Source organism: Stenotrophomonas maltophilia (genome assembly GCF_003970865.1).
GTDB classification, from domain to species: domain Bacteria; phylum Pseudomonadota; class Gammaproteobacteria; order Xanthomonadales; family Xanthomonadaceae; genus Stenotrophomonas; species Stenotrophomonas maltophilia_AR.
Genome location: NZ_RXLZ01000062.1, coordinates 1 through 23087, shown reverse-complemented (window position 1 = coordinate 23087; position 23087 = coordinate 1). Strand labels below are relative to the sequence as shown.

General features: G+C 66.6%; 20 protein-coding genes. 9 read left to right on the top strand and 11 right to left on the bottom strand.

The genetic code is table 11. The annotated features are described in order from the left end of the window. Positions 1–3: 3 nt before the first annotated feature. A complete protein-coding gene (locus EKL94_RS17800) occupies positions 4–663 on the bottom strand; it encodes an alpha/beta hydrolase (RefSeq protein ID WP_126930093.1) in 660 nt (219 codons plus the stop codon). A gap of 50 nt (positions 664–713) precedes the next feature. Next, entirely contained in the window at positions 714–2639 is a 1926-nt protein-coding gene (gene mdoH, locus EKL94_RS17795; RefSeq protein ID WP_126930092.1) for a glucans biosynthesis glucosyltransferase MdoH, read from the bottom strand. A 492-nt stretch (positions 2640–3131) separates the two neighbouring features. On the opposite strand from mdoH, the gene EKL94_RS17785 reads away from it, so the two are divergent. Then, positions 3132–5177, top strand: a complete 2046-nt coding sequence (locus EKL94_RS17785; protein WP_126930090.1) for a TonB-dependent receptor domain-containing protein — start codon at positions 3132–3134, stop codon at positions 5175–5177. Between the two features lie 60 nt (positions 5178–5237). Here EKL94_RS17785 and EKL94_RS22465 read toward each other — a convergent pair whose 3' ends face one another. Then, the gene (locus tag EKL94_RS22465) at positions 5238–5408 is read right to left on the bottom strand and encodes a hypothetical protein (RefSeq protein ID WP_185830051.1); all 171 of its coding nucleotides are present in this window, start codon (positions 5406–5408) and stop codon (positions 5238–5240) included. Positions 5409–5625: 217 nt separating this feature from the next. Between EKL94_RS22465 and EKL94_RS17780 the strand changes: the two genes are divergently transcribed. After that, the gene (locus EKL94_RS17780; RefSeq protein ID WP_126930089.1) at positions 5626–6012 is read left to right on the top strand and encodes a DUF2628 domain-containing protein; all 387 of its coding nucleotides are present in this window, start codon (positions 5626–5628) and stop codon (positions 6010–6012) included. Positions 6013–6108: 96 nt separating this feature from the next. Here EKL94_RS17780 and EKL94_RS22770 read toward each other — a convergent pair whose 3' ends face one another. The 3 genes from EKL94_RS22770 to EKL94_RS17765 all read right to left on the bottom strand — a co-directional run bounded on the left by EKL94_RS22770 (position 6109) and on the right by EKL94_RS17765 (position 10753). After that, positions 6109–8640: a methyl-accepting chemotaxis protein gene (locus EKL94_RS22770; protein ID WP_126930088.1), complete on the bottom strand. Its 2532-nt coding sequence runs from the start codon at positions 8638–8640 to the stop codon at positions 6109–6111. A 209-nt stretch (positions 8641–8849) separates the two neighbouring features. Next, a complete protein-coding gene (locus EKL94_RS17770) occupies positions 8850–9743 on the bottom strand; it encodes an NAD-dependent epimerase/dehydratase family protein (protein ID WP_126930087.1) in 894 nt (297 codons plus the stop codon). 98 nt (positions 9744–9841) lie between these two features. Continuing rightward, positions 9842–10753 (bottom strand): S41 family peptidase, encoded by a 912-nt coding sequence (locus EKL94_RS17765; RefSeq protein WP_126930086.1) that lies wholly within the window; start codon positions 10751–10753, stop codon positions 9842–9844. Positions 10754–10803: 50 nt separating this feature from the next. Between EKL94_RS17765 and EKL94_RS17760 the strand changes: the two genes are divergently transcribed. Then, positions 10804–11268: a MarR family winged helix-turn-helix transcriptional regulator gene (locus EKL94_RS17760; RefSeq protein ID WP_126930085.1), complete on the top strand. Its 465-nt coding sequence runs from the start codon at positions 10804–10806 to the stop codon at positions 11266–11268. A gap of 5 nt (positions 11269–11273) precedes the next feature. Here the strand turns inward: EKL94_RS17760 and EKL94_RS17755 are convergent, their stop codons facing one another. Then, positions 11274–12758 carry a DUF4434 domain-containing protein gene (locus EKL94_RS17755; protein ID WP_126930084.1) on the bottom strand — a complete coding sequence of 495 codons (1485 nt, stop codon included), beginning with the start codon at positions 12756–12758 and terminating at the stop codon, positions 11274–11276. A gap of 207 nt (positions 12759–12965) precedes the next feature. On the opposite strand from EKL94_RS17755, the gene EKL94_RS17750 reads away from it, so the two are divergent. The 3 genes from EKL94_RS17750 (at position 12966) to EKL94_RS17740 (ending at position 15330) form a co-directional block, all read left to right on the top strand. Next, a complete protein-coding gene (locus tag EKL94_RS17750; RefSeq protein WP_126930083.1) occupies positions 12966–14222 on the top strand; it encodes a M24 family metallopeptidase in 1257 nt (418 codons plus the stop codon). Further along, a complete protein-coding gene (locus EKL94_RS17745; RefSeq protein WP_126930082.1) occupies positions 14215–14889 on the top strand; it encodes a CerR family C-terminal domain-containing protein in 675 nt (224 codons plus the stop codon). The genes EKL94_RS17750 and EKL94_RS17745 overlap by 8 nt, the downstream gene beginning before the upstream one ends. A 135-nt stretch (positions 14890–15024) precedes the next feature. Next, positions 15025–15330 (top strand): KGG domain-containing protein, encoded by a 306-nt coding sequence (locus EKL94_RS17740; RefSeq protein WP_126930081.1) that lies wholly within the window; start codon positions 15025–15027, stop codon positions 15328–15330. A 10-nt stretch (positions 15331–15340) separates the two neighbouring features. Here the strand turns inward: EKL94_RS17740 and EKL94_RS17735 are convergent, their stop codons facing one another. After that, positions 15341–16813, bottom strand: a complete 1473-nt coding sequence (locus EKL94_RS17735) for an MFS transporter (RefSeq protein ID WP_126930080.1) — start codon at positions 16811–16813, stop codon at positions 15341–15343. A gap of 126 nt (positions 16814–16939) precedes the next feature. Between EKL94_RS17735 and EKL94_RS17730 the strand changes: the two genes are divergently transcribed. After that, the gene (locus tag EKL94_RS17730; protein WP_126930079.1) at positions 16940–17551 is read left to right on the top strand and encodes a TetR/AcrR family transcriptional regulator; all 612 of its coding nucleotides are present in this window, start codon (positions 16940–16942) and stop codon (positions 17549–17551) included. Positions 17552–17584: 33 nt separating this feature from the next. Here the strand turns inward: EKL94_RS17730 and EKL94_RS17725 are convergent, their stop codons facing one another. Both EKL94_RS17725 and trxA read right to left on the bottom strand, forming a co-directional pair. Then, entirely contained in the window at positions 17585–17935 is a 351-nt protein-coding gene (locus EKL94_RS17725) for a VOC family protein (protein WP_126930078.1), read from the bottom strand. 61 nt (positions 17936–17996) lie between these two features. After that, positions 17997–18317, bottom strand: a complete 321-nt coding sequence (gene trxA / locus EKL94_RS17720) for a thioredoxin (protein WP_125892338.1) — start codon at positions 18315–18317, stop codon at positions 17997–17999. 121 nt (positions 18318–18438) lie between these two features. Between trxA and EKL94_RS17715 the strand changes: the two genes are divergently transcribed. Then, positions 18439–19062: a TetR/AcrR family transcriptional regulator gene (locus tag EKL94_RS17715; RefSeq protein ID WP_126930077.1), complete on the top strand. Its 624-nt coding sequence runs from the start codon at positions 18439–18441 to the stop codon at positions 19060–19062. Between the two features lie 77 nt (positions 19063–19139). Here EKL94_RS17715 and EKL94_RS22885 read toward each other — a convergent pair whose 3' ends face one another. Further along, positions 19140–19340, bottom strand: a complete 201-nt coding sequence (locus EKL94_RS22885; RefSeq protein ID WP_126930097.1) for a hypothetical protein — start codon at positions 19338–19340, stop codon at positions 19140–19142. A gap of 188 nt (positions 19341–19528) precedes the next feature. Here EKL94_RS22885 and EKL94_RS17705 point away from each other — a divergent pair, with 188 nt between their 5' ends. Next, positions 19529–22909, top strand: a complete 3381-nt coding sequence (locus tag EKL94_RS17705; protein ID WP_126930076.1) for an autotransporter domain-containing protein — start codon at positions 19529–19531, stop codon at positions 22907–22909. Positions 22910–23087: the final 178 nt, after the last annotated feature.

The window sequence follows — 23087 nt, the reverse complement described above, 5'->3', positions numbered from 1 at the left end:
GGCTCAGGCAGCGCCCAGACGTTCCTGCAACCAGTCACCCAGCGCCTGGATCTCCTCGGCGCAGACCTGGTGGGCCATCGGATAGCTGTGCCATTCCACCTCCAGGCCCAGCGCCTGCAGTGCCTGCGCACTGTGTGTGGCCACCGCCTGCGGAATCACCGGATCGCTGCTGCCATGGGCCATGAACACCGGCACCTGCACCGCGTCTTCAGCACGCTTGGCGCCGTCGGCTTCGGGCAGGTAGGTGGACAGTGCGATCAGGCCGGCCAGCGGCGCGGTACGCGACAGCGCAGCAGTCAGGATGATCGCGCCCCCCTGCGAGAAGCCCGCCAGGAAGATCTTCTCCGGCGCGATGCCGCGCTCGATCTCGCGCGCGATCAGTGCATCCAGCTGCACCACCGACTCCTGCACGCCAGCCATGTCGGCGCGCGAGCGGAAGTCCATGCCGACGATGTCGTACCAGCCACGCATCGGCACGCCGTTGTTGATCGTGATCGGCCGCACCGGCGCGTGCGGGAACACGAAGCGCAGCGCCGGCCAATGCGGCCGCACCAGCTCCGGCACGATCGGCGCGAAGTCGTGGCCGTCGGCGCCGAGGCCGTGCAGCCAGATCACCGACCACTGCGGCGAGGCGCCGGTTTCCTGTTCCACCGTTTGCAGCATGATGCGGCTCCTTCAAGTTCGAGCCGCATTATGCCGCTGGCGCAGGGGGATCAGTACAGCGGCGGTTGCTCGGCGGCTTCCCGGCGCAGTTGTGCCGCACGCACCAGCACCGGCGGCGGAATGTTCTCCTCGGGGATATCGAGCAGCCCAAGACGGTGCAGGAAGGCACCCGGGCCGCGCGAAGACGTCAGCGCCACCACCGGTACCGCCAGCACCATGCCGATCACCACCGGCGCCATCCACGCGGCCAGCGATGGCGACACCGCCCAGGCCAGCATGCCCATGAAGGCGCCGAACACGCCCAGGCCACCATAGCCACGGATCAACGCCAGCCACGAGATGCCACCGTCGTCACGCTGCTGCGCGTCCCAGCCGGAATCGCGGCCGGACAGCACTTCGGCCACGCCGCGCGACTGCACGTACATCACCACCGGTGCCATCAGCGCGGCCAATACGGTTTCCACCAGCATCGAGACGAACGCGCGCAGCGCGCCGCCACACCCGCGGCGGTCGACCGGGTCCAGCAGCATCGCCAGGTAACCCAGCACCTTGGGCAGCAGCAGCACCGCCATGGTCGCCGCGAACAGGCGCACCACCTGCTGCTCGTCCTGGGCGCGCCAGTACACGCTGGGCGACAGGTGCAGCAGGGCGTTGAAGTCGATGCCTTCCTGGAACAGCGGGATGGCGATGCCGATCAGCATCAGCATCGCCCACATCGGCGCAGTGAAATAGTGGCCGATGCCGATCAGCATGTGCATGCGGCTGATCCAGTGCAGGCCACGGCTGCCGACCACCTTGCCGTGCTGCAGGTTGCCCTGGCACCAGCGGCGGTCGCGCACCAGCAGATCGGTCAGGGTCGGCGGACCTTCTTCATAGCTGCCGCCCAGGTACGGCACCATGTGCGCGGCCCAACCGCCACGACGCATCAGCGCCGCTTCGACGAAGTCATGGCTGAGCACGTGGCCACCGAACGGCTTGCGCCCCGGCAGCGCCGGCAGCCCGGCCTGATCGGCAAAGGCGCGGGTGCGGATGATGGCGTTGTGGCCCCAGTAATTGCTCTCGGCACCGTGCCACCAGGCCACGCCACGGGCGATCACCGGACCATACACGCGGCCGCCGAACTGCTGCATGCGCGCGAACAGCGTGCGCCCGCCAATCACCGACGGCAGGGTCTGGATCAGGCCGACGTCGGCGTTGTGTTCCATGCCCGCGACCAGGCGCACGATGCTGTCGCCGGTCATCAGGCTGTCGGCGTCGAGGATCAGCATCTGCGGGTAGGCGCCGCCGAAGCGGCGGACCCAGTCGGCGATGTTGCCGGCCTTGCGCCCGCTGTTGTCGCCACGGCGGCGGTAGAACAGCCGCGCCTGGCCATCGGGCACGCGCTCGCGCAGTTCGGCGAACACCTGCTCCTCGGCCCGTGCGATGTCTTCGCGGCGGGTATCACTGAGCACGAAGAAGTCGAACCGGTCGAGCTGGCCGGTGGCGGCCACCGACTCGTAGATCGCCTGCAGGCCGGCCAGCAGCCGGCGCGGGTCTTCGTTGTAGGTCGGCATCAGCAGCGCGGTGCGGCTGTGTACCGTCGGCAGCGGCTTGTCCGGGTCGATGCCAAGGCGGTAACCCCGGTCGAACACGGCGGTCAGGAAGCCGGCCACGGCACTGGCGAAAGACAGCGCGATCCAGGCGAACAGGCCGACAAACAGCACCAGCAGGCAGGCTTCGAGCACGCTGATGCCATTGGCCGACAGCACCCGCCACATCATACGGGTGGCGATGGCGGTCATCGCCAGCGTGCCGCCGAAGATGTAGAACCGGCGCAGGCCGATCAGCCGCGGCGAGGTGCGGTGGCGGCGAACCTTCAGTTGACCTTCGCGCAGGGTCTGCTCGGGCATCTGCAACGGCGATTCGGCCGGCAGCAGCGTCCAGCCGGCATCAAGCCGGGACGTATCTGCTTCCGCATGGATGGTCTGCACCCCCATTGCCGCCTACTCCGCGCAGTCGGCACGGCCGGCCATCCCGGCCGGGCTGCATGCACCAAGGTTCCCGGCGCGCTTTCCCGGCGCCCGCACTTGTCCTGGCTGCGTCGGCGTCACGCCACGCAGTCGCTGTCTGTCACTACCGGAACCCACACGATCTCCAACGGGGCGGAATCGAAAATGCGGCTCAGTCTAGGGCGCCGGATGTAAGCCGAGTGCGAAGGTCTACGCCGGGATTTATCCCCATTCAGCAAACAGCAGGCGAGTGCCGGGACAGAAGAACGGATGTCACTTCGTCGCCCCAGGTACTGGATCGTAACAAACGCGAACGGTTATCATTTCATTAACCAGGCAGGTCACCGTCTTCCGCACGGCCGAGACCCACCCAGCTGCGCCGGTTCCAACCCTGCGCCCACGACCCATGGAAGGGGGCTGCCTGCTGTCTGCGCGCGCCTGCTGCTTCCACCGGGTCCCCCTCCTCCGATGGAAGCCGTCATGTCCCTGTCGTTCCGTACCCCTTCCGCGCGCTTGCCGCGCACCCGCCTGGCCTGCGCCCTGGCCACCGCCTGCCTGCTTGCCCTGCCCGGCCTGGCCGCCGCAGAGGCCAGTGCCGATGCCTCCACCAAGGATCTGGATACCGTGGTGGTCACCGCCTCGGGCAACCAGCAATGGATCAAGGACGCGCCGGCCAGCATCAGCGTGATCAGCCGCGAGGACATCGAGCGCCAGCCGGTGCACGACCTGGCCACCCTGCTCAGCCGCGTGCCGGGCGTGACCGGCGGCCTCAGTGCGGTCGGCGAGCAGTCCAAGATCAAGCTGCGCGGCATGCCGTCCAATTACACGCTGGTGCTGGTGGACGGCAAGCGCATGGGCAGCTCGGCCTCGACCAACTACCGCCCCGACCTCGGCCGCCAGGATCTGAACTGGATCTCGCCCGACCAGATCGAACGCATCGAGGTGGTGCGCGGACCGATGTCGTCGCTGTACGGCTCCGACGCCATGGGCGGCGTGATCAACATCATCACCAAGCGTATCGGTGATGACTGGAACGGCAGCGCCACCCACAGCTATACCCGCCCGGGCGATGGCAAGCGCGGTGATACCCAGCAGATCGGTGCGACGTTCTCCGGCCCGCTCGGCGAGCGCTTCGGCCTGCGCATCGGTGCCAACAGCATGCGCCGCGACTCGGACCGCTCCAACGGTGGTGTCTACGGCAACGCCTACGCCGGCGAAAAGGACCGCAATGTCGACGCGCTGCTGCAGTGGAAGCTCAGCGACGCGCAGGAACTGTCGCTGGAAGCCGGCCACGGCGTGCAGCAGTCCTTCATCGACGCGTCGCTGGAGAAGCAGGACGAAGGCGCCTGGGGTGCCAGCGAACTCAAGCGCAGCTCGCTGGCGCTCAACCACGACGGCAAGTGGAGCTTCGGCAACTCGAAGATCAGTGCGTACTGGACCGAGTACAAGAACGACATCGGCGCCACCGGCCGCTCCGAAGCCACCGATACCATCATCGAAGGCAGCCTGACCACGCCCTTCACCCTGGGTGTTGAGCACCAGTTCGCCGTCGGTGGCCAGTGGAAGCGCCAGGAACTGACCAACACCGATACCATCGGCCGCGCGCCGATCGACTATGCCGGCAACGCGGTCAACGGTTCCGACCTGGAAGTGGATACCTGGGCACTGTTCGTCGAGGACGAACTGAAGCTGCATCGCACTCTGGCGCTGACCCTGGGCGCACGCCTGGATCACCATGAGAAGTTCGGCAGCCACGTCAGCCCCCGCGCCTACCTGGTCTGGCACCCGGCCGAACAGTGGACGATACGCGGTGGTGTTTCCAAGGGCTTCCGCGCCCCCAGCCTGACCGAAAACTCGCCCAGCGCGGCCACCCAGTCCGGCGGCCGCGGCTGCACCTCGCTGATTCCGCTGGGCTATACCCGCGGTGGCTGCTACATGGCCGGCAACCCGGACCTGGACCCGGAAACCAGCACCAACCGCGAGATCGGCATCAGCTTCGACAATGACCTGTTCGATGCGGGCCTGACCTACTTCCATACCGACTTCAAGAACAAGATCGAGTACGCGCCGCTGGGCAAGTTCAACGGCATCTGGTGGACGCGCATGAGCAACGTGCAGCGCGCGCGCACCAGCGGCATGGAAGGCAATCTGAACTTCCGCTTCGGTGAACACTGGCGCTGGCGCACCTCGGCCACCTGGATGAAGGAAGCCAAGAACCTGACCACCGGCAGGAACCTGATCGATACGCCGGAGTTCTCCGGCTATTCGTCGCTGGACTGGACGCCCAACACGATGTTCTCCAGCAGCCTGTCGGCGCAGTACACCGGCAAGCAGACCGGCACGGCGACAACCTTCCTCAAGGCCTACACGCTGTATGACCTGACCGCGGCCTGGAACGTCAACGAGGTACTGACCCTGCGCGGCGGCGTCAGCAACCTGGCCGACAAGAAGCTGTATGCCGAGGGCTCCACCGACTACTTCGTGGCCGGGCGCAGCTACTTCATGAGCATGACCGCGCGGTTCTGACCGGCGGCGCGCGCCGCGATCGCGCTGGCGGCAGGCCAGCGCGATCGACGGTGTTGCGGATTACTCGCTTTCCAGCGCGGCCGCGGCCGCGCTCTGCGTAGCGGCCGTGCGTGCACGGTCCATCGCCACCGCCAGTTGCTGGCGTGCGAGCAGTTGTTGTGCCTGCACCACTTCAGGTGTCGGCAGGAGCACCGGTCCCGGTGCGTTTTCCGGTGTAGCAGGTGTGGTCATGCAACCTCCATGGACATCCCGCCGCCGCCCGGGATCAGCTGGGGCGGCAGCGGAACTGCGCACCCTATCCTAAAAACAAGGCGGATGGGTGACGGTGCGGCGCCCCGCCGCAGGCCTGCACATGCCGGGCGCGTCACATTTTTGACGGTTGAGGGTAGTTTCCTGAACCATCCACCTCATATCATGTAACCGTTTTCCTACAAGGACGTAATCGTCAATGAACGCAGTCGATCTCTCCCGCTTCAGCCCGAAGTGGCAGTTCCGCTTCAACTTCTTCCAGCAGCATGGCGCTCCGAAGGAGCCCCGCTTCAAGGAAGCCTGGAAGGCGCTGTCCTTCGGCGACCGCCTCAAGGTCAACATCAATTTCTTCGCCTTCTTCTTCGGCTTCATCTACCTGTTCATTCTGGGCATGTGGCGCAAGGCGCTGGTGGTGATCGGTATCAATATCGTGCTGGCCGCCGTCACCCTGTTCCTGCCGGAGATCGTCGCCCGCGCACTTTTCATCGCCTTGAACTTCCTGGTCGCCTCCAGCACCAACTACAGCTACTACCTGGAGCAGGTGAAGGGCAAAGCCAGCTGGAACCCCTTCGAAGGCATGTTCTGACGCTGCGCTGCCGCCGCATTCCGGCCAGGCACAGCATCGAGCAGAAATGAAGACGCCCGGCCTTTGCCGGGCGTCTTCATTTGCATCCAGCGTGGCTCAGGCAGCGCGACGGACCGTGGCCACCGGCTCGGCCTGCAAACGGAAGCGCGAGACCGCCACCGCCAGCTGCTCGGCCTGTTCTTCCATCGCCCGCGCGGCGGCGCTGGCTTCTTCCACCAGCGCGGCGTTCTGCTGGGTGGTCTCATCCATCTGCACCACGGTCTGGTTGACCTGCTCGATGCCCGCCGACTGCTCGCGCGAGGCTGCCGAGATCTCGGCCATGATCTCGTTCACTCGACCGACCTGGCCGACGATTTCCTGCATGGTGCGGCCCGCGCCGTGCACCAGCTGCGCACCGGCGCCAACCTGCGCCACCGAGGCGTCGATCAGCTCCTTGATCTCCTTGGCCGCACCTGCCGAGCGCTGGGCCAGCGCGCGCACTTCGCTGGCAACCACGGCGAATCCACGGCCCTGTTCGCCGGCACGCGCCGCTTCCACCGCCGCGTTCAACGCCAGGATGTTGGTCTGGAACGCGATGCCGTCGATCACCGAAATGATCTCGGCAATACGCTGCGACGAGGCCTCGATCTGCTCCATGGTCTGCACCACCTGGCTGACCACCTGCCCGCCTTCACTGGCCACACCCGCTGCGGAGCCGGCCAGGGTGTTGGCCTGCAGCGCGTGGTCGGCATTCTGGCGTACCGTGGAGGTCAACTCCTCCATCGAGGCCGCGGTCTCTTCCAGGTTCGCCGCCTGCTGCTCGGTGCGGCGCGACAGGTCACTGTTGCCCGCGGCAATCTCACCCGCTGCCAGGCGGATGCTGGCCGCCGACTGCTGGATCTGGCCGACGATCTGGGTCAGCTGCTGCACGGTGCTGTTGGCATCGTCGCGCATCACCGCGAACACGCCATGGAAGTCACCCTGCATGCGCGCGCTGAGGTCGCCTGCGGCGATCGCGCGCAGCAGCGTCGACAGCTCGGCCAGGTTGTGGTCGCTGACCTGCATCATGGTGTTGAGGGTTTCCACCATGCGGCGGAAGTCGTGGTCGAAGCGCAGCGTGTCGCCACGCACCGCGAAATCGCCGGCGGCGGCGGCAGCGGCCAGCTGCTGGATCTGATCGTTGATCGCCGCCAGGTTGCTCTTGGTGGTGGCCATTGCAGCGGTGAACACCGCCTTCTCGCCCGGCAGCACTTCCATGTCCACGCTCAGGTCACCCACCGCGTAGCGCTGCATCACGTCGACCAGGCGCTGGGTGACGGCGTTGCTGGAGGCCACCAGCTGGTTGCTGTCGGCCACCATCCGGCCGTACTCGCCCGGGAACGCCGCAGCGTCCATGCGGTAGCTGATCTCGCCGGCGTCATGGCGACGCGCCATCTCCGCCTGCGCCGCCATCACCGACTGCAGCTGACCCCGCATGCCCTGCATCGCGTCCAGCAGGCGGCCCACTTCGTCGTTGCTGCGTGCCGGCAGGGTGCTGTCCAACTTGCCCGCGGCGACGTCGCCGGCCACGCGCACGGCTTCGGCCAGTGGGCGGATCGCCAACCGGCGCAGCAGCACATAGACACCGGCACTCAACGTCAGCGCAGCCACCACGCCAACCAGCAGGGTCAGCCACAACAGCTGGCGCGCCTCGGCCACGATCACCGCGTGCGGCATCACCACGCCCAGCGCGAAGCGCTGCGGTGCATCGCCCACGCGCAGCGGCACGTATACGCGCACGTTGCCGGCGGCATCCGGAGTGAAGGCTTCGAACCGGCGGTCGGCGGCGACGTCGGCCAGCATGCTGCGGGTCAATGCGTCGTTGCGCGGCTTGCCGATCTCGGCGGCGTTCGCCGAGGCCAGCACCACGCCATTCGGCGAGAGCAGTTCGACCCGCCCGGCGCCCATCGGCTTCAGCGTGGCCAGGTGCTTCTGCAGCGCCGCCAGCGAGAAGTCGACGGTGAATACACCGAGGAACCTGCCGTTTTCGATGATCGGCGTGCTCAGCGTGCTCATCAGCACCTGCTGACCACCGATGTTGTAGGCGTAGGGCTCGCTTACCTTCGCCAGCTTGTCGCGGCTGGGCACCATGTACCAGTCACCGGAGCCACTGGCCGTCTCGGTGTAGTCGGTCATCGTCGATTGCTGCGGCGTGCCGTCGTGCCAGGCCCAGTAGCTCATGTAACGACCGGTGGCATCGTGCGCTTCAGTGTTGACGAACTCGGCATCCTTGCCGTCGAAGGCGTCGGCTTCCCACATGGTGCTCTTGCCCAGCCATTCGGGGTGAGTGCGCAGCTGCTCGCCCAGCACGGCCGCCAGGCTGGCGCGATCCGGAACATCACCGCGCGCACGCTGGGCGAGCACGGTCTCGACCATGGCGTCGTTGCTGGCAAAGGCGGTGCCCAGATCGGCCGCGACCTGGCGGGCTTCGGCGGTGGCCTCGCTGGCCATGGTCTGGCGCGAGGCATCGATCAGGCTGGCGCTGGCCTGGCGGTAGATCAGGAACGCAGTCAGGCCGAAGCACAGCAGCGCGATCACAGCGGTGCCCAGCATCAGCTTGTGGGCGATGCTGCCCGGGCGGCGGGCAGCGGCGGAACGGGGAGAAGGCATGGAAGGGTCCGCAAGGCAGTTCAGGACGACCGGCACCGCGAGGGCACCGCGCAGGTGCGCGATCCGTCGCGCAGGCCACCGGCCGCCGGGACACCCCCGGCGCTGGAAGCGCACCGGGTTAGCGGCCGCCTGCGAACGAGGTTGAGTCGGTCCGCCTGCACATTCCTGAACCTGCTCAGGGTCGGGTCAGGAACCCGCCCCGTTCCGTCCTACTCGGCAACCCGATCCTTGATCCACTGTGCCCGAGGCAACACCTCGATGCTGCCAGCCGCGTACTGCTGCAGCACGTCGTCCGGGCCGAAGCGCGGCTGCCAGCCCAATGTGCCGCGCATAAGTGCACTGTCGTAGACGCGGTCGATGCTCAACGGCAGCGGCCAGCCACGGCGCTCGAACTCGGCCAGCAGCTGCGGGGCGCGGCGGGCCAGCACCCCGCGCGGCTGGGTCGCCAGTTCCAGGCAATCCTCGCGCAGGAACGGCGTCGGTGCGCAGGCGATGTAGCGTGCGAAGGCAGCGCCCTCATCGTGCAGCAGCGCGGCATGTGCGCTGGCCACGTCACGCGCGTCGATGCCGCGGTGCAGGCGGAACATCGCCATCCGCTCCGGTGGCTCGGGGAAGCAGCGGGCCATGCGCAGCACGCGCGCGCTGAAGCCCGGCGCCGCAGCGGCTTCGGCCAACGCCTCTGCCTGCAGCTTGCTGCGATGGTAGATCGTGCGTGGCAACGGCTCGGTATCTTCATCGATCCAGCGGCAACCGCCCGCCACCACCGCATGGCCATACAGCGCCGTGGTGCTGGTCAGCACGAAGCGGCGTGCCCCGGCCTCGCGGGCAGCCTGCAACAGGTGTGCGGTCGCCTCCACATTGATCTGCTGGAATACCGCATCCGGCACCAGGCCGACATGGGGTGCGTGCAGGGCAGCGGTATGGATCACCGCGTCAACGCCCTGCACCGCCCGCATCACGGCCTGACGGTCAGTGACATCGGCAATGATGCGGGTGGTGGCAAATGGGCTGCGATCCAGCCCCACCACTTCGTGGGCCGCCGCCAGCGCGCCGAAGATCGCACGCCCGATCCGCCCGGAACTGCCGGTCAACAGAATCTTCATTGAGTCCATTCACTCGAAGCGCCCGGGAACTACCGGGATGCATCGATTCTAGGCACGCTGCATGTCGTCTGCGATAGGGCGCGGTTGCAATTGTGCGTTCATTCTGGCGATGCCGAGCGGGTCAGCAGCTGCCGGGCGACGAACAGCGGATCGTCACCGCCTGCTGCATCAGGCGTGACGCCGGTACGTTCCCAGTTGGTCCCGGTACGGAGGTTGATCGGCTGCCGGTCGGGAATGCTGATCTGATAGCCATCCGGCAGCAGCACAGGATCATCGAACATATGTGCCGCGCCGCCACTTCGACTACCAACAACACGTGCCCGCCCCTGCGCCTGCAGCGAGTACGCGACGAATTCGGCGGCCGACCCCGTGCGGCGGTCGATCAGCACCACCAGCGGCTTCAGGTACAGCCCCAGGCTCGCCGGTGGCAGCGGTACCGGACTGCGCTGGCCACGGCGCTGCAGTGACTGTACCTGGGTGATCTCGGCCGCCAGCAGGGTCCGCACCAGCAGGTCCGCACTGCTGTCATCGCCCCCACCGTTCTGGCGTAGGTCGAGCACCAGGCCATCGGTGTCGGCCAGCAGGGTGAAGGCCGCAGCCAGCTTCGGACGGGCCAGATCGAGCGGATAGAAGGTGCTCAGGCGCAGGTAACCGATGTTGCCTTCCAGCACCCGCACCTCGCGCACGCCCGCACCATTGCTGCGCGCATCCGCGCGCCAGGCCATCAGCCAGTCGTTCTGACCGCCGCTGGCATCCACCCGCTCGACATGGAAGTGGCCATCGAACACGTCCAGATCCTGGTTCAGGCGTGCGCTGAAAGCCTTCGGGTCCGCGCAGCTGTCCACATAGCGCTGCTGGCTGGACCAGCCGCGCACCGCCTCGGCAATGCGCGCGCCTTCGGCCACGTCCAGGTACTGCGCCTGTATCGCCGTGGCCGCCGCCTGCAGCACCGCGTCCTGGGCCGGGCAGGACGCCGCCAGCAGCGCGCCCAGCATCCACGAAACCGCCATGACCGCACCCCACGTTGATGATATGTAAGTGCTTATATATCATCGCCAGCATGGATCTCCAACACGCCACCCTGGGAACGCTGCTGCGGGCCCTGCTCGACCAGCTCGACCCGGCGGTCGAACAGGCCTACCGCGACCAGAAACTGGACTACCGGCCGCGCTACACCCCGGTACTGCGCACGCTGATGGCGCAAGGCCCCTGCCGCATCAAGGACCTCGCACTGGCCTGCGGGCTCAGCCATTCGGCGCTCAGCCAGACGGTTTCAGCAATGGTGCGCGACGGCTGGCTGCACGCTGCGATCGGTGAAGACAGCCGTGAGCGCATCCTGCAGTTGAGCCCGCGCGCACTGCAGGCGTTGCCGGCGCTGCAGGCGCAGTGGCAGGCCACGGCTCGCGCGGCGCGCAGCCTCGATGCCGATCTTGGACAGTCGTTGGAGCAGGTGCTGCGCGACGCACTGCAGGCGCTTGAGCAGCGGCCGTTCGCGCAGCGACTGCGCGACACACCCCAGCGCTGAGGCGCCTACTGCTCGGCTGCCATCTCGATTTCACTGAGGAAGGTCCAGCTGCCATTGACCAACCGCAGCTCCAGCGTGCGGCAGTGCGCGGCAAGCGGCGCGGCATTGCCCAGCACGTACTCCTCTTCGGTCGAACCGCTCAGCCCGGCCTGGGTGAATGGCGCCGACAGCACGCCGATGCGGGTTGCGGCAGTTCCCGGCTCAGCGCACATCACCTCCACCGACGTCGGCGTGACGATGCCCCACGCCGGGCGGGTCATCGTATGCAGGCCGATCCAGTCCACCCGCCGGCGCTGGCCCAGGTCGATGGTGATGCTGACATTGCCGTGCACGCCCACCCAGCCGGCATCCATCGGATTGCGCGGATCTCCCACCCGGCGATCGAACAGCTCGTGACCGCTGCTGTCCGGATAGTTCGCATCCGGCGCCACGCTGTAGCTGTAGGTGGTCTGCACCGGATCGACACTGTAGGACGCACCGATGCCATACAACCCGCGATAGGTGTTCATCAGCCGCGGCGATTCGCCATAGCCCTGGCCGGGGCCGACCACCTCGGACATGTGGTACTGGTTGAGCCAGGCAACGCGCTTGCCGGCCGAACGCGCACTCCACAACTGCTGGTTGATGCGCTGCACCGACGCGGACCGATAGGCACCGGACAGCCCGTTGCCGGTCTCCAGGAACAACGGACTGCCATGGTTGAACAGTTCGATGTCGGCCCACAGGCCGCTGGCACCCAGTGCCGCCGACAGCGCCTCGTAATACGCCTCGGTGGAATAACCCGGGCGATCCCACTGGAACAAGCGTGCATGCGAGGCGGCACCGATGCCATCCTGCCAGATCTGCACGTCCACGCCGGTGGCCGTACGGAACTGCGCAGCAGCCCGGCCCACGCTGGCCGGAACAACGCTGGATGACGCCAGGTAGGGCGCCACCATCACCGGCCGCGAGGGTGTACTGCCTTTGAGCGCGGTCACGATCGCGCGATAGAACGGCGCGCGGTCAGCCGGCACCTGTGCCGGCTCGTCGGTGATGTACCAGCCAGCGAACGCCGGATGCGATCCGTACTGCTGGCCAAGCTGCGCCACCGACTGCGCGGCATCCTGTGCCACGGCCGTTGCGTTCTGCCCCTGCCAGAAGGTGGCGCACTGCCCCGAGCTGTAGGTGGTGCCGACCACGACCTTCATGCCGCGCGCGGCCGCCGCGTCGAGCACGGTGCCGAGCTTGCCGGGAAAGCCGGCAATCCATTCGAAATCCTGCACGCCGCTGGCGCATCCCACGCCGGCACGGGTGGCACGCACCTGGCCGAGGATGATCGTGTCGTTGCCCAAATCCTGCAGTTCATCCAGGAACAGCGGCAACTGCGCGGCCGGCAGTTGTTCGTCGGTGGCCAAATAGCCGACGTGGACAAAGCTGCCGGACAACAGGGGGCTGGCTGCATGGGCGGGGGCGGTACAGGCCAGCAATGCGATCAATCCAATCCGGTTCATGTTCTACGTCCCTGTCGTGGCCAGGCGAGTGGCGTCGTTGCGCATCCTATCAACAGCGGCGGTGGTCCCATCACGATGATCGGCAACGCTGCTCAATCGCCGACTTCAACTGCCCCCGCAGCAGCGCACATGCAATGCCGATTCAAGCGGTTGATTCATTCATCTGCGTGATCGAGCCTGCGCGCTCCTTCCCCTGGAGTACTCCTCATGCGCACGCCGCCCGCACCGCTCAGCCTGATGGAACGCGACCGCCGCTGGGCCCTGGCCCGCGACATCATGGCCAGTGAACGCCTCGATGCCCTGGTTGTGCATGGCGACCGGGAAGCCGCTGCACCGGCCGGCTTCTCGCCGGACTGCTACTTCACCAATGACCGGCCCGGCTCGATCGTGGTGTTCGTCGGCGACCAGCCACCCCGGGTGTTCACCTTTGCCTCGCTGATGATTGCCGACCACCTGCAGGCCGGCCTGCGCGGCGACCTGCAGTGGATCGCACCCGAACAGCTGTGGGTGGGCAAATCCGGGCAGGAGGTAGGCCGCTGGCTGCAGCAGTGTGGCCTGCACTCGGCACGTATCGGCGTGCTGGGGCTGGAGCCCTATCCGCCGTTCTACTTCGACGGCGCGATGCCTGCTCGCACCTTGCTGGGCATGCAGGCGGCAGTGCCGGGCGCGGAATTCGTACCGGTGTATCGTGCGTTCTTCCAGCGCGCCTCGGTAAAGAGCCAGGAAGAACTGGCGCTGATCGCGCATGCCGCCTGGATCGGTGAATCCATGAGCGAGGCGCTGCGTGCCACTGCTCGCCCCGGTGTTTCCGAAGCCGAACTGGTTGCCGCAGTGACCGCCACCTGCTTCTCGCTGGGGGGCTATACCGCCGAGGTGCTGCTCGGCTCGGGTCCCGAGTATGTAGGCTGGGGACCACCCGCCTGGCAGTACCGTGCACAGCCGCCGCGCATCCTGCGCGATGGTGACCTGGTGTTGTCGGAGATCTTCGCACTGTACGGACTGATGGAAACCCAGCATCAGGCCGCGGTGGCCATCGGCGAGGTGCACGAGGACATCCATCGCGCCGCCGCCGTCGCCCGCAGCAGCTACGAAGCAGGCCTGTCCGCACTGCGCGTGGGCAATACCTTCGGCGATGTCGTCGACGCGATGGAAGCGCCCCTGCTGGAGGCGGGCGGCTGGCACGTGCATCCGTTGGTCCACAGCCTCAACCCCTATGGACCGATTGGCTTCGGCCGTGCACCAGGCATCGAAGCGCTGCCGGAGGCCGCGCGCTATGCGCACATCGCGCCGCTGCCGACCGTCGGGCGCGAACTGCCCTTGCAGGCTGGCATGTGCTTCGCCTTCGAACCGAACTGTGCATTCGGGCGGCACATGGCCAACATCGGCGGTACGGTCATCGTCGGCGCGGACGCGGGTACCGCGCTCAATGAAAACTCGACACGGCTGATGCAGGCCGATGCCTGAGTTCATCGCCCATCTGCAGACACCGGCACGACGGCGCGCGGCCGAGACGCGCAGCGGGCAGACCCGAGGCCGACTGCTGCACGCGGGGCTGCAGCTGTTCAGCGCATTCGGTGTGGAGGGTGTACGTACCCGCCAACTGGTGGACATGGCCGGCTGCAGCCAGTCAGCCATTCCGTATCATTTCGGCGGCAAGCAGGAACTGTATGCCGCCGTGCTGCAGCGCTGTGCCCAAGCCATTGCCGAACGACTGCCGCTGCCGGCAGCACCGCCGACCGGCGCGCGGCAGGCCGCGCAGCAACTGCAGCAGTTGATGCGGGCATTTGTCCATGCCTTGCTGTCGGCGCCGGATGCGGGTCCACGCACGCTGCTGTTGGCGCGCGAACAGATCCAACCAACGGCCGCGTTCGCCAGCGCCCACCGTACGCTGTTCGAACCCCTGCACACCTCGCTGGCCGCGTGCGTGGCGTGCCTGCGCGGCAGCGAACCATCCGGCGTCGAGACGGTGCTGCGCACCCACGCCCTGCTCGGCCAGGCGATCGTCTTCGCCGTCTCCCATGGGGCGCTGCAGGCACGATTGAACCAGGGAGCACCCTTGGCAGACGTGGAGACGATCGCGGCGGTGGTCAGTGGCATGGCGCTGGCTGCAGCGAAGGCAGCACCCGCCTGAATGGCTGCGCGATCAGCCGCGTGCGCAGGGCGCGTGAAAATCGTAGCGAAGATGGCGACCTGGACTTAGCGTGCGATGGCCAAGCATGGATGCCGTCGTCTACGAAGGCGGCGTCCACACTGCAGGAGATTTCACATGACTGAGCAGAACCCGCGCAGCTCCAACCGGGGCTTCGCATCAATGGACCAGGACAAGCAGCGCGCGATTGCTGCCAAGGGTGGCCGCGCCGCGCACGCCTCCGGCAACGCGCACGAATTCAGTCCAGCCGAAGCACGAGTCGCAGGCCGCAAGGGCGGCGAGGCGATCAGCCGCAACCGCCAGCACATGGCCGCGATCGGTCGTGAAGGTGGACACGCTCGCCACGCCAATGCGCGCCAGCAGCAACAGCAGCCACAGGAGACCGAACGCACGACAGAGGGCCCGCAACGCCAGCAGGGCTGAATGCTGCGCGTCAGGCCGGTGCGCGCTGCCGATACAGACCCAGCGCCGCAAGCAGGGCCAGCGCACCGGCCACAGCCATCGCCCAGCCGAAACCACTGGCCATCGCACTGCGATACCAGGCCAGCATCTGCGGCGTGGCGTGCATCGAGCCCGGTTGCAGGATCAGTTCGCGCGCCTGTGCCACCAGCCCCCGCTCCCCGGCCGCCTGCGCGGAAGCGGCGAACTGTTGCACGGCGCGCTGGCCCATCAGGCTACCCAGCAGCGCGATGCCCAGGCTCATGCCTGCCTGGCGTAATGCGTTCATCGTGGCTGAGGCGATACCCGCGCGTTCGACCGGCGCGCTGGCCATGACCACCATGCCGGTCGCCGGCACTGCCAGTCCCATTCCAATGCCAAGCAGCACCAGCACAGCACTGGCAAAAGCGCGCGAAGTTGCCGGATCGAACGTGGCCATCACGCACAGCGCCACCCCGGCCAGGGCGTAGCCCAGCACCAGCGCGGCATGCAGCCCGAGGTGGGCGACCAGACGACCGAACAACAGCGAGACGACACCCATCAACAGGAACTGCGGAGCCAGCTGGGAGCCGGCCTGCGCGGCGCTGTGCCCCTGCGCCTGCTGGAAGAACAGCGACAGGAAGAACAGGCTGGCATAGGCAGTGAAGCCGAGCACGAACGAGGCCAGGTTGAACATGCCGAAACGGCGGTCGGCAAACAGGTCCAGCGGCAGCAAAGGGCGTGCCACCCCGCGTTCGACGATGCCGAACAGGACCAGTCCGACGGCTGCGACGCCCAGCGCCAGCAGGGTGACCGGGGCCAGCAGGCCATGCTCGCCGATCGCGATCAGGCCATAACTCAGCGCACCCAGCGCGACGACGCTGAGCAGCTGCCCGGCAGGGTCCAGTGCAGCGTGCTGCGGATGCCGCCGTTCCGGAATTCCCCAGGCGCCCAGCGCCAGCGCGAGCAGGCCCAGCGGCAGGTTGATCAGGAAGATGCTGGGCCATCCGGCGCGCTGCACCAGCACGCCGCCCAGCAGCGGGCCCAGCACCAGGGCCAACGCACTGAACGCCGACCAGCCGCCGATCGCGCGTGCGCGTAGTCGCGCATCGGGGAAGGCGTGGCTGAGGATCGGCATGGCGCTGGGAATCAACAATGCGCCCGCGATGCCCTGTACTGCGCGTCCAGCCACCAGGATCGCAAGAGTGTTGGCACAGGCGCAGAGCAACGAACCAAGAGTGAAGGTGGCGACGCTGATCAACCACATCCGCCGATGACCGTAACGATCCCCCAGCGGCCCCGCCGACAGCATCAGCGCCGACAACGCGATCGCATAGGCATTGATCACCCATTGCAGCCCGGCCATGTCAGTGCTCAACGCCTGCTGCAGGGTGGGTAGCGCGACGTTGACGATGCTGATGTCCAGCGAGGCGAGAAACGTGCCGAGGTAGGCGGCCAACACCAGGGCCGGACGTTGGAAACGTTGCATGTGTGGATCCCGGGGGAGGACGTGCGCGCATCGTAGCCACTGACTGACCGTCGGTCAATGACTGGCGGTCAGTCAATGCCGAAGGGCAGCTAGAATGGCCACCGTCGCACCCGAACCTTGCCCACCATGCAGACCCCAGCTGTTGCCAGGCCTCGCACCAAGCCCGCGGAAACCCGTCAGGAAGAACTGATGGACGCCGCACAGGCACTGTTCCTGTCAAAGGGGGTAGACGCCACCACCATCAGCGACATCGTCGCTGCGGCCGATGTGGCCAAGGGCACCTTCTATACCTACTTCGCCTCGCGCACCGAGATCCTGCAGGCGCTGGCACAACGCTACACGCGGCAGTTCATGGAAGCGGTCGACCAGGCCGTGCAGCAGCAGCCCGACGGCGATGGCGTAGCACGCCTGCGTGCCTGGATCCGCGCCAACATCGAGCTCTACGTGCGCACCCATGCACTGCACGATGTGGTGTATGCCAACCATCACCACCACCAGCGCGGCAACGCCGAACGCAACGCAATCCAGCAGCACCTGCTGGGCATCCTCGAAGCGGGCAACGCCGCCGGTCTATGGCAGCTGCCAGCGCCGCAGGTTACCGCCTCGTTGATCTATGCCGGCGTGCACGGCGCTACCGACGACCTGATCGCCACACCGGCACAGGATGCCGATGCCTTCATCGCCGCCGTGGTGGATGATTGCCTGCGCATGGTCGGCGTGTCTCCAGCCCCGAAGTGAGACGGCACGCGCCGCTGAAGTCCTCGCCGTCGCTCAGGAATGGGCGAGGATGTTCAACAACCGCCCGAACGGGTCACGGACAAAGAAGCGGCGCACGCCCCAGGGCTCATCGGCCGGGCCATACTCCAGCGGGATGCCGGCCACGCGCATGCGCTCCAGCACCTGTTGCAGATTGTCCACTTCGATCGACAGGTCCGGCACTGCGGTGCCGGAACCCCCTTCACTGGCAAAGCTGACCTGCGCCAGCGCGCTGCCCTCGCCGCCATGGGTGACGATCCAGCCGTGGTCCATCACCACCGGCATGCCCAGCAGCTCGCCATAGAACGCTGCGGCACGCGCAGGGTCAGGCGTGGCGATGTTGGCGACGACACGTTTGACGGCCATGTGCAGCGGCTCCGATGCGATTCCCCATCCTCGCCGCTGCGTGCATGGGCTGCAAGCGTGCTCAGCCCAGATGGCTCATCGCAAGCTGGGTGATCGCGCTCTTCGGCAACGCGCCAACGGTGCGGGCCACCGGCTTGCCATCGCGCACCACCACCATGGTCGGAATGCTCATCACGCCGAACTCGTTGGCCAGCGCCGGCGATTCGTCGATGTTCACCTCGGCGAAATGAACCAGCCTGTTCAACTCATCCGCCGCCTGCTCGAACATCGGCTGCATCACCCGGCACGGGTGGCACCACTCGGCCCAGAAACGGATCACGTGCACGCCCGGCGCGTTGCGTACGGCCATGTCGAAGTTGCCGCTGGTCAACTGGCTGATCATGTTCAAACTCCCTGCATTAGTTATGGAATGTACGTTCCATAAGTTGAGCGCCGCCGGCTGACTTGTCAATGAATTCTGGAATGACTAGTCTTTAAGTCATTCCCCCTACCCTGGCTTACTCATGGCGCGCACTGGCCGCCCCCGCGAATTCGACCGCGACGACGCTGTGGAACAGGCGATGCTGTTGTTCTGGGAACGCGGCTACGAGGCCACCACGCTCAACGACCTGCGCAGCGCGCTGGGAGGGCTTTCGCCTGCAAGCTTCTATGCGGCGTTCGGCTCCAAGGAGGCGTTGTTCGGCGAATGCCTGTCGCTCTACATGCAGTCCTGCGGCCAGTTGGCTACTTTGCTGACGGACACCACCGACGGCCCACGCGAGGCGATGCGACGCACCCTGCATGCCGCTGTGACCGCACAGACCTCGCGCACCCGCCCGCGCGGCTGCATGGCGGTACTGTCCGGCCTGAACTGTTTCGAAGGCCATGAGGACATCGCCGCACAGGTCGAGCAGGCGCGCCGGCAGACCAGCCAGGCCATCACCGCCTGCGTGCAGGCCGGCCGTGATGTGGGCGAACTGTGCCCGGACGTGGACTGCACCGCGCTGGCCACCGCCTTCGACGTGTTCCTCAAGGGCATCGCCATCCAGGCCCGGGATGGGCGCCGTGCCACGGAGCTGCACGCAGCCGTGGATGCGCTGATGGCGATCTGGGATTGCAACGCACTGCGCGCCGCGCGCCAGCACTGACCGCAGGCGTCCGTTGCACTGAAACAGAAGAGCCCCGTCAGTGACGGGGCTCGCCATCAGTCCTGCGTTGCCACTGCTTACACGGCGCCGCAGCGATCCATGACGCAACGATCGTATTCGTACTGGCATTCCATCGCGTCACCGCCACCGGACAGACAGGCCTGGTAAGCCTTCCAACAGGGAAGATCGCATGGCGGAATCGGCCCAGCCACAGCAACCGAACCGCTGCAGGCCAAGGCGAACACCGCACCCACGATCAATTTCCTGAAAGTACGCATCGACATCACTCCTTGATAAGCCTGGTGAGCCCAGGCCGGGCCACGGTAGCGAGGCCCCCGGGAGATGGAGTGAACGCCCGTGTCACGGAACATTAACCTGTTCATTAAATTTCCTTCACACCACTGGGGGTGATCGGCGCGCTGCGGGGTTAACGGCCTTGTTGTCCGTCAATCAAGGAAGTTGTCCGATGAATTACCCGCTGCACGGCCGTTCGTCCCACTCCCGTTCTCCGATGCACAGCCGCCTCGCACTGGCGGTCACCAGCACACTGCTGCTTGCCAGCACGCTGCCCGCCATGGCCAACGACTCATTCGAGGCCTGGCAACAACAGCGCCAACTGCACGTGGCGTGGGCACAACCGGCCACTGCTGCGATCCCGTCCGCAACCACCCCGTTGCCGATTGCAGCCCCCGCAGCGGCAGCCAGCAGCACGACGATCCTCGGCAATCCGGGCGATCCAGCCAGCTGGCGCACGGATGAATTCAACGCCGACTGGGGCCTGGCCGCGACCAACGCAGACCACGCCTATGCACGGGGCCTGACCGGTACCGGCATCCGCCTGGGTGTGTTCGACAGCGGCACCGGCCTGGACCATCCAGAGTTCGCCGGGAAGAACCATCGCAGCCTGCGTCTGGCCGATGTGCTTGCCGATGGCAGCCTGTGCGGCCGCGAGGTACTCGACGGCCCGGATGCCTGCTTCACCAGCGACGGCAATCAGGTCGCCATCGATTACACCCTCATTGATCCGGCCTACAAGGATCTGCTCAATCGCAACGGCTACTTCGAGGGCCCGGGCTACAACGTGCACGGCACCCACGTATCCGGAACCATCGCCGCCAACCGCGACGGCAACGGAATGCACGGCGTCGCGTTCGGGGCGGACCTCACCGTGGCCCGCCTGTTTGCCAACAGCGTGAACTACCTGACCGTCGTCCAGCGGGATGGCGGACTGTACCTGGACAGTAAATCGGTTGCCGGGTTGGGGGCCTCCGATTCGATCTTCCCGCAGCTATACGCACAGCTCAACGAACAGCACGTCCGCGCAGTCAACCACAGTTGGGGCCTGACCAACGAACCGGACACCGCCGAGAAGCTCGACTTCTATCTGTCCCATCCGGATCTTGCGGACGGCCTCGGCGCGATAGCAGAAGGCTCCCGGGCCCGCGGCCTGATCCAGGTGTGGGCCGCGGGAAACACCGATTCGGTCAATCCTTCGCCAGAGCAGGCACCGATCGCGGGCATGTACGCATCAATGCCGCGCGCCTTCACTGACATCGAGCCGTACTGGTTGGCCGTAGTCAACGTCAACCAGGCCCTGGAGCTGAGCAATCGCTCGATGCGCTGCGGCCTGGCCGCAAACTGGTGCCTGGCCGCGCCTGGTTCGAACATCAATTCGACCGTCTATGGCGAAGATTCAGTCATCGATGCCAGCCCCCGCGAAGACAATGGCAATGTGACCCTCGAGGTCTCCGGCCAGGCCCCCACGTATGCCTATGGGAACCTGAGCGGCACCTCGATGGCCGCACCGCACGTCACCGGTGCGCTGGGCCTGTTGTTCGAACGCTTCCCCTATCTGGACAGCGCGCAGGTCCGCGACGTGCTGCTGACCACCGCGCGCGATCTTGGCGCACCGGGCATCGATGATGTCTACGGCTGGGGCCTGATGGACCTGCGCAAGGCCATCGAAGGCTACGGCTCGCTGCGCGTGGACAGCAACGTGGTGATGAACCAGAAGGCCGGCGGCCTGAAGGTGTGGGAGGGCGATGCCTGGGACGACTGGACCAACGACATCGGCGGCCCCGGCAAGCTGACCAAGTCCGGCATCGGCTGGCTGCGCCTGAGCGGTGACAACACTTTCAACGGCGCGGTACTGCAGGACGGTACGCTGGAATTGAATGGTGCCAACACGCTCACGTCTGCGGTCGAGGTCCAGGGTGGTCAGTTCCTGCTCAACGGCAGTCTCGTCTCCACCGCGCTGAACACCACCGGGGGCGTGAGCACGGTCAGCAGCAGCGGCCTGCTGAAGGACAGCAACCTGACCGTCAACGGTGGCGTGGTGTCCTTCAACGGCACGCAGACCGGCGGCATCACCACGGTCGGTGCCAACGGCCTGCTGAAGGGTGTCGGTACGCTCGGCACCACCCACGTCGACGGCATCATCGCGCCGGGCAATTCGATCGGCACGCTGACCATCAACGGCAACTACGTGCAGGGAGCAACCGGTGTCTATGCCGCCGAACTTGCTCCGGGCGGGCGCAGTGACCAGTTGCACGTGACCGGCACCGCCACCCTCGGCGGCACCCTGGTCGCACTGCCGGAGCCGGGTACCTACTACCTCGGCGAGCAGTTCAATTTCATCCGCGCCGACGGCGGTGTCAGCGGCCAGTTCGCGAAAACCGACTTCAGTGCGTTCTCGCCGTTCCTGCAGTTCAGCCTGGCTTACGGTGCCAATGGCACCCGCATCGACGTGGCCCGTGGTGCGTCGCTCGCCAGTGCCGCCACCACGTCGAACCAGCGTGCGGCCGCGGCGGCTGCCGATGGTCTGGCAATCAACCAGGGCCTGCCCAAGCCACTGACCCAACTGTTCCCGCAGCAGGTTGGTGGCGTACTCGATGGCCTCAGCGGCGAGCTGCATCCGGCCACCGCGCTGGCCCTGGTCGAGGGCAGCCGCTATGTGCGCGATGCCGCACTGTCACGCCGTGCCGGTGCCACCGCACCCGGTGCCGATGCGGGTGATGCCACCGGTGCCTGGGTGCAGGCACTGGGCGGCAACAGCAAGCTGGATGGCAACAGCAACACCGCGCGCACCGACGCCAACAGCAACGGCCTGCTGGTCGGCATCGACCGCGAGTTCGGTGGCTGGCAGATCGGCGTGCTGGCCGGTACCGGCCGCACCGACGTGAAGCAGCAGGAGCGTCGTGCCAAATCGAAGATCGACAACACGCACTTCGGCGCCTACGCCAGCCACAACTGGGGCGGCTTCGGCCTGCGCGGTGGCGTGGCATGGAGCCGCAACGAAGTGAAGAGCACGCGTGATGTTGCCTTCGCCGGCTTCAGCGACAGCCTCAGCGCGCGCTACAACGCACATACACGCCAGGCCTTCATCGAAGCGGGCTACCGCTTCGGCAATGCGGAAGGTGGGCTGGAGCCATACCTGCAGGTCGCCCGCGTGGAAGTGGACCTGAAGCAGATCAACGAGCGTGGCGGTGCGGCGGCACTGCACGGCAAGGTGGACGACACCGGCACCACCATCGCCACCGCTGGCCTGCGCTTCGACAAGGGCCTGAAGGCCTCGTTCCAGCAGGACAGCTGGCTGCACCTGCGCGGTGGCGTGGGCTATCGCCGCGCCTTCGGTGACCGCAGCCAGGTAGCCAACCTGGCCTTTGCCAACAGCACTACCACCTTTGCAGTCGACGGCGCACCGATTGCCGACAACGCCGTCGTGGCCGAGCTGGGCCTGGCGGCGTGGCTGACCCCGCGGCAGCAGCTGGAGCTGGGCTACAGCGGCCAGTTCGGTAGTGAAAGCCGCGACCATGGCGCCACTGCACGCTGGTCCGTCCGCTTCTAAACACGTGTTCTCTTGATGGGTTGGGGCGGCCTCGCGGCCGCCCCTTTTTTTGGTTCTTCTCCCATCTGAGGGGAGAGGCTCACGGCCGACCCGCTAGATTGTGGTTGTCGAGACTACAAACTGGGGCCGGCCGTGGCCAAGCTGGATTGTATGCCGTTGCTGGGATGCTGGGCGGGAT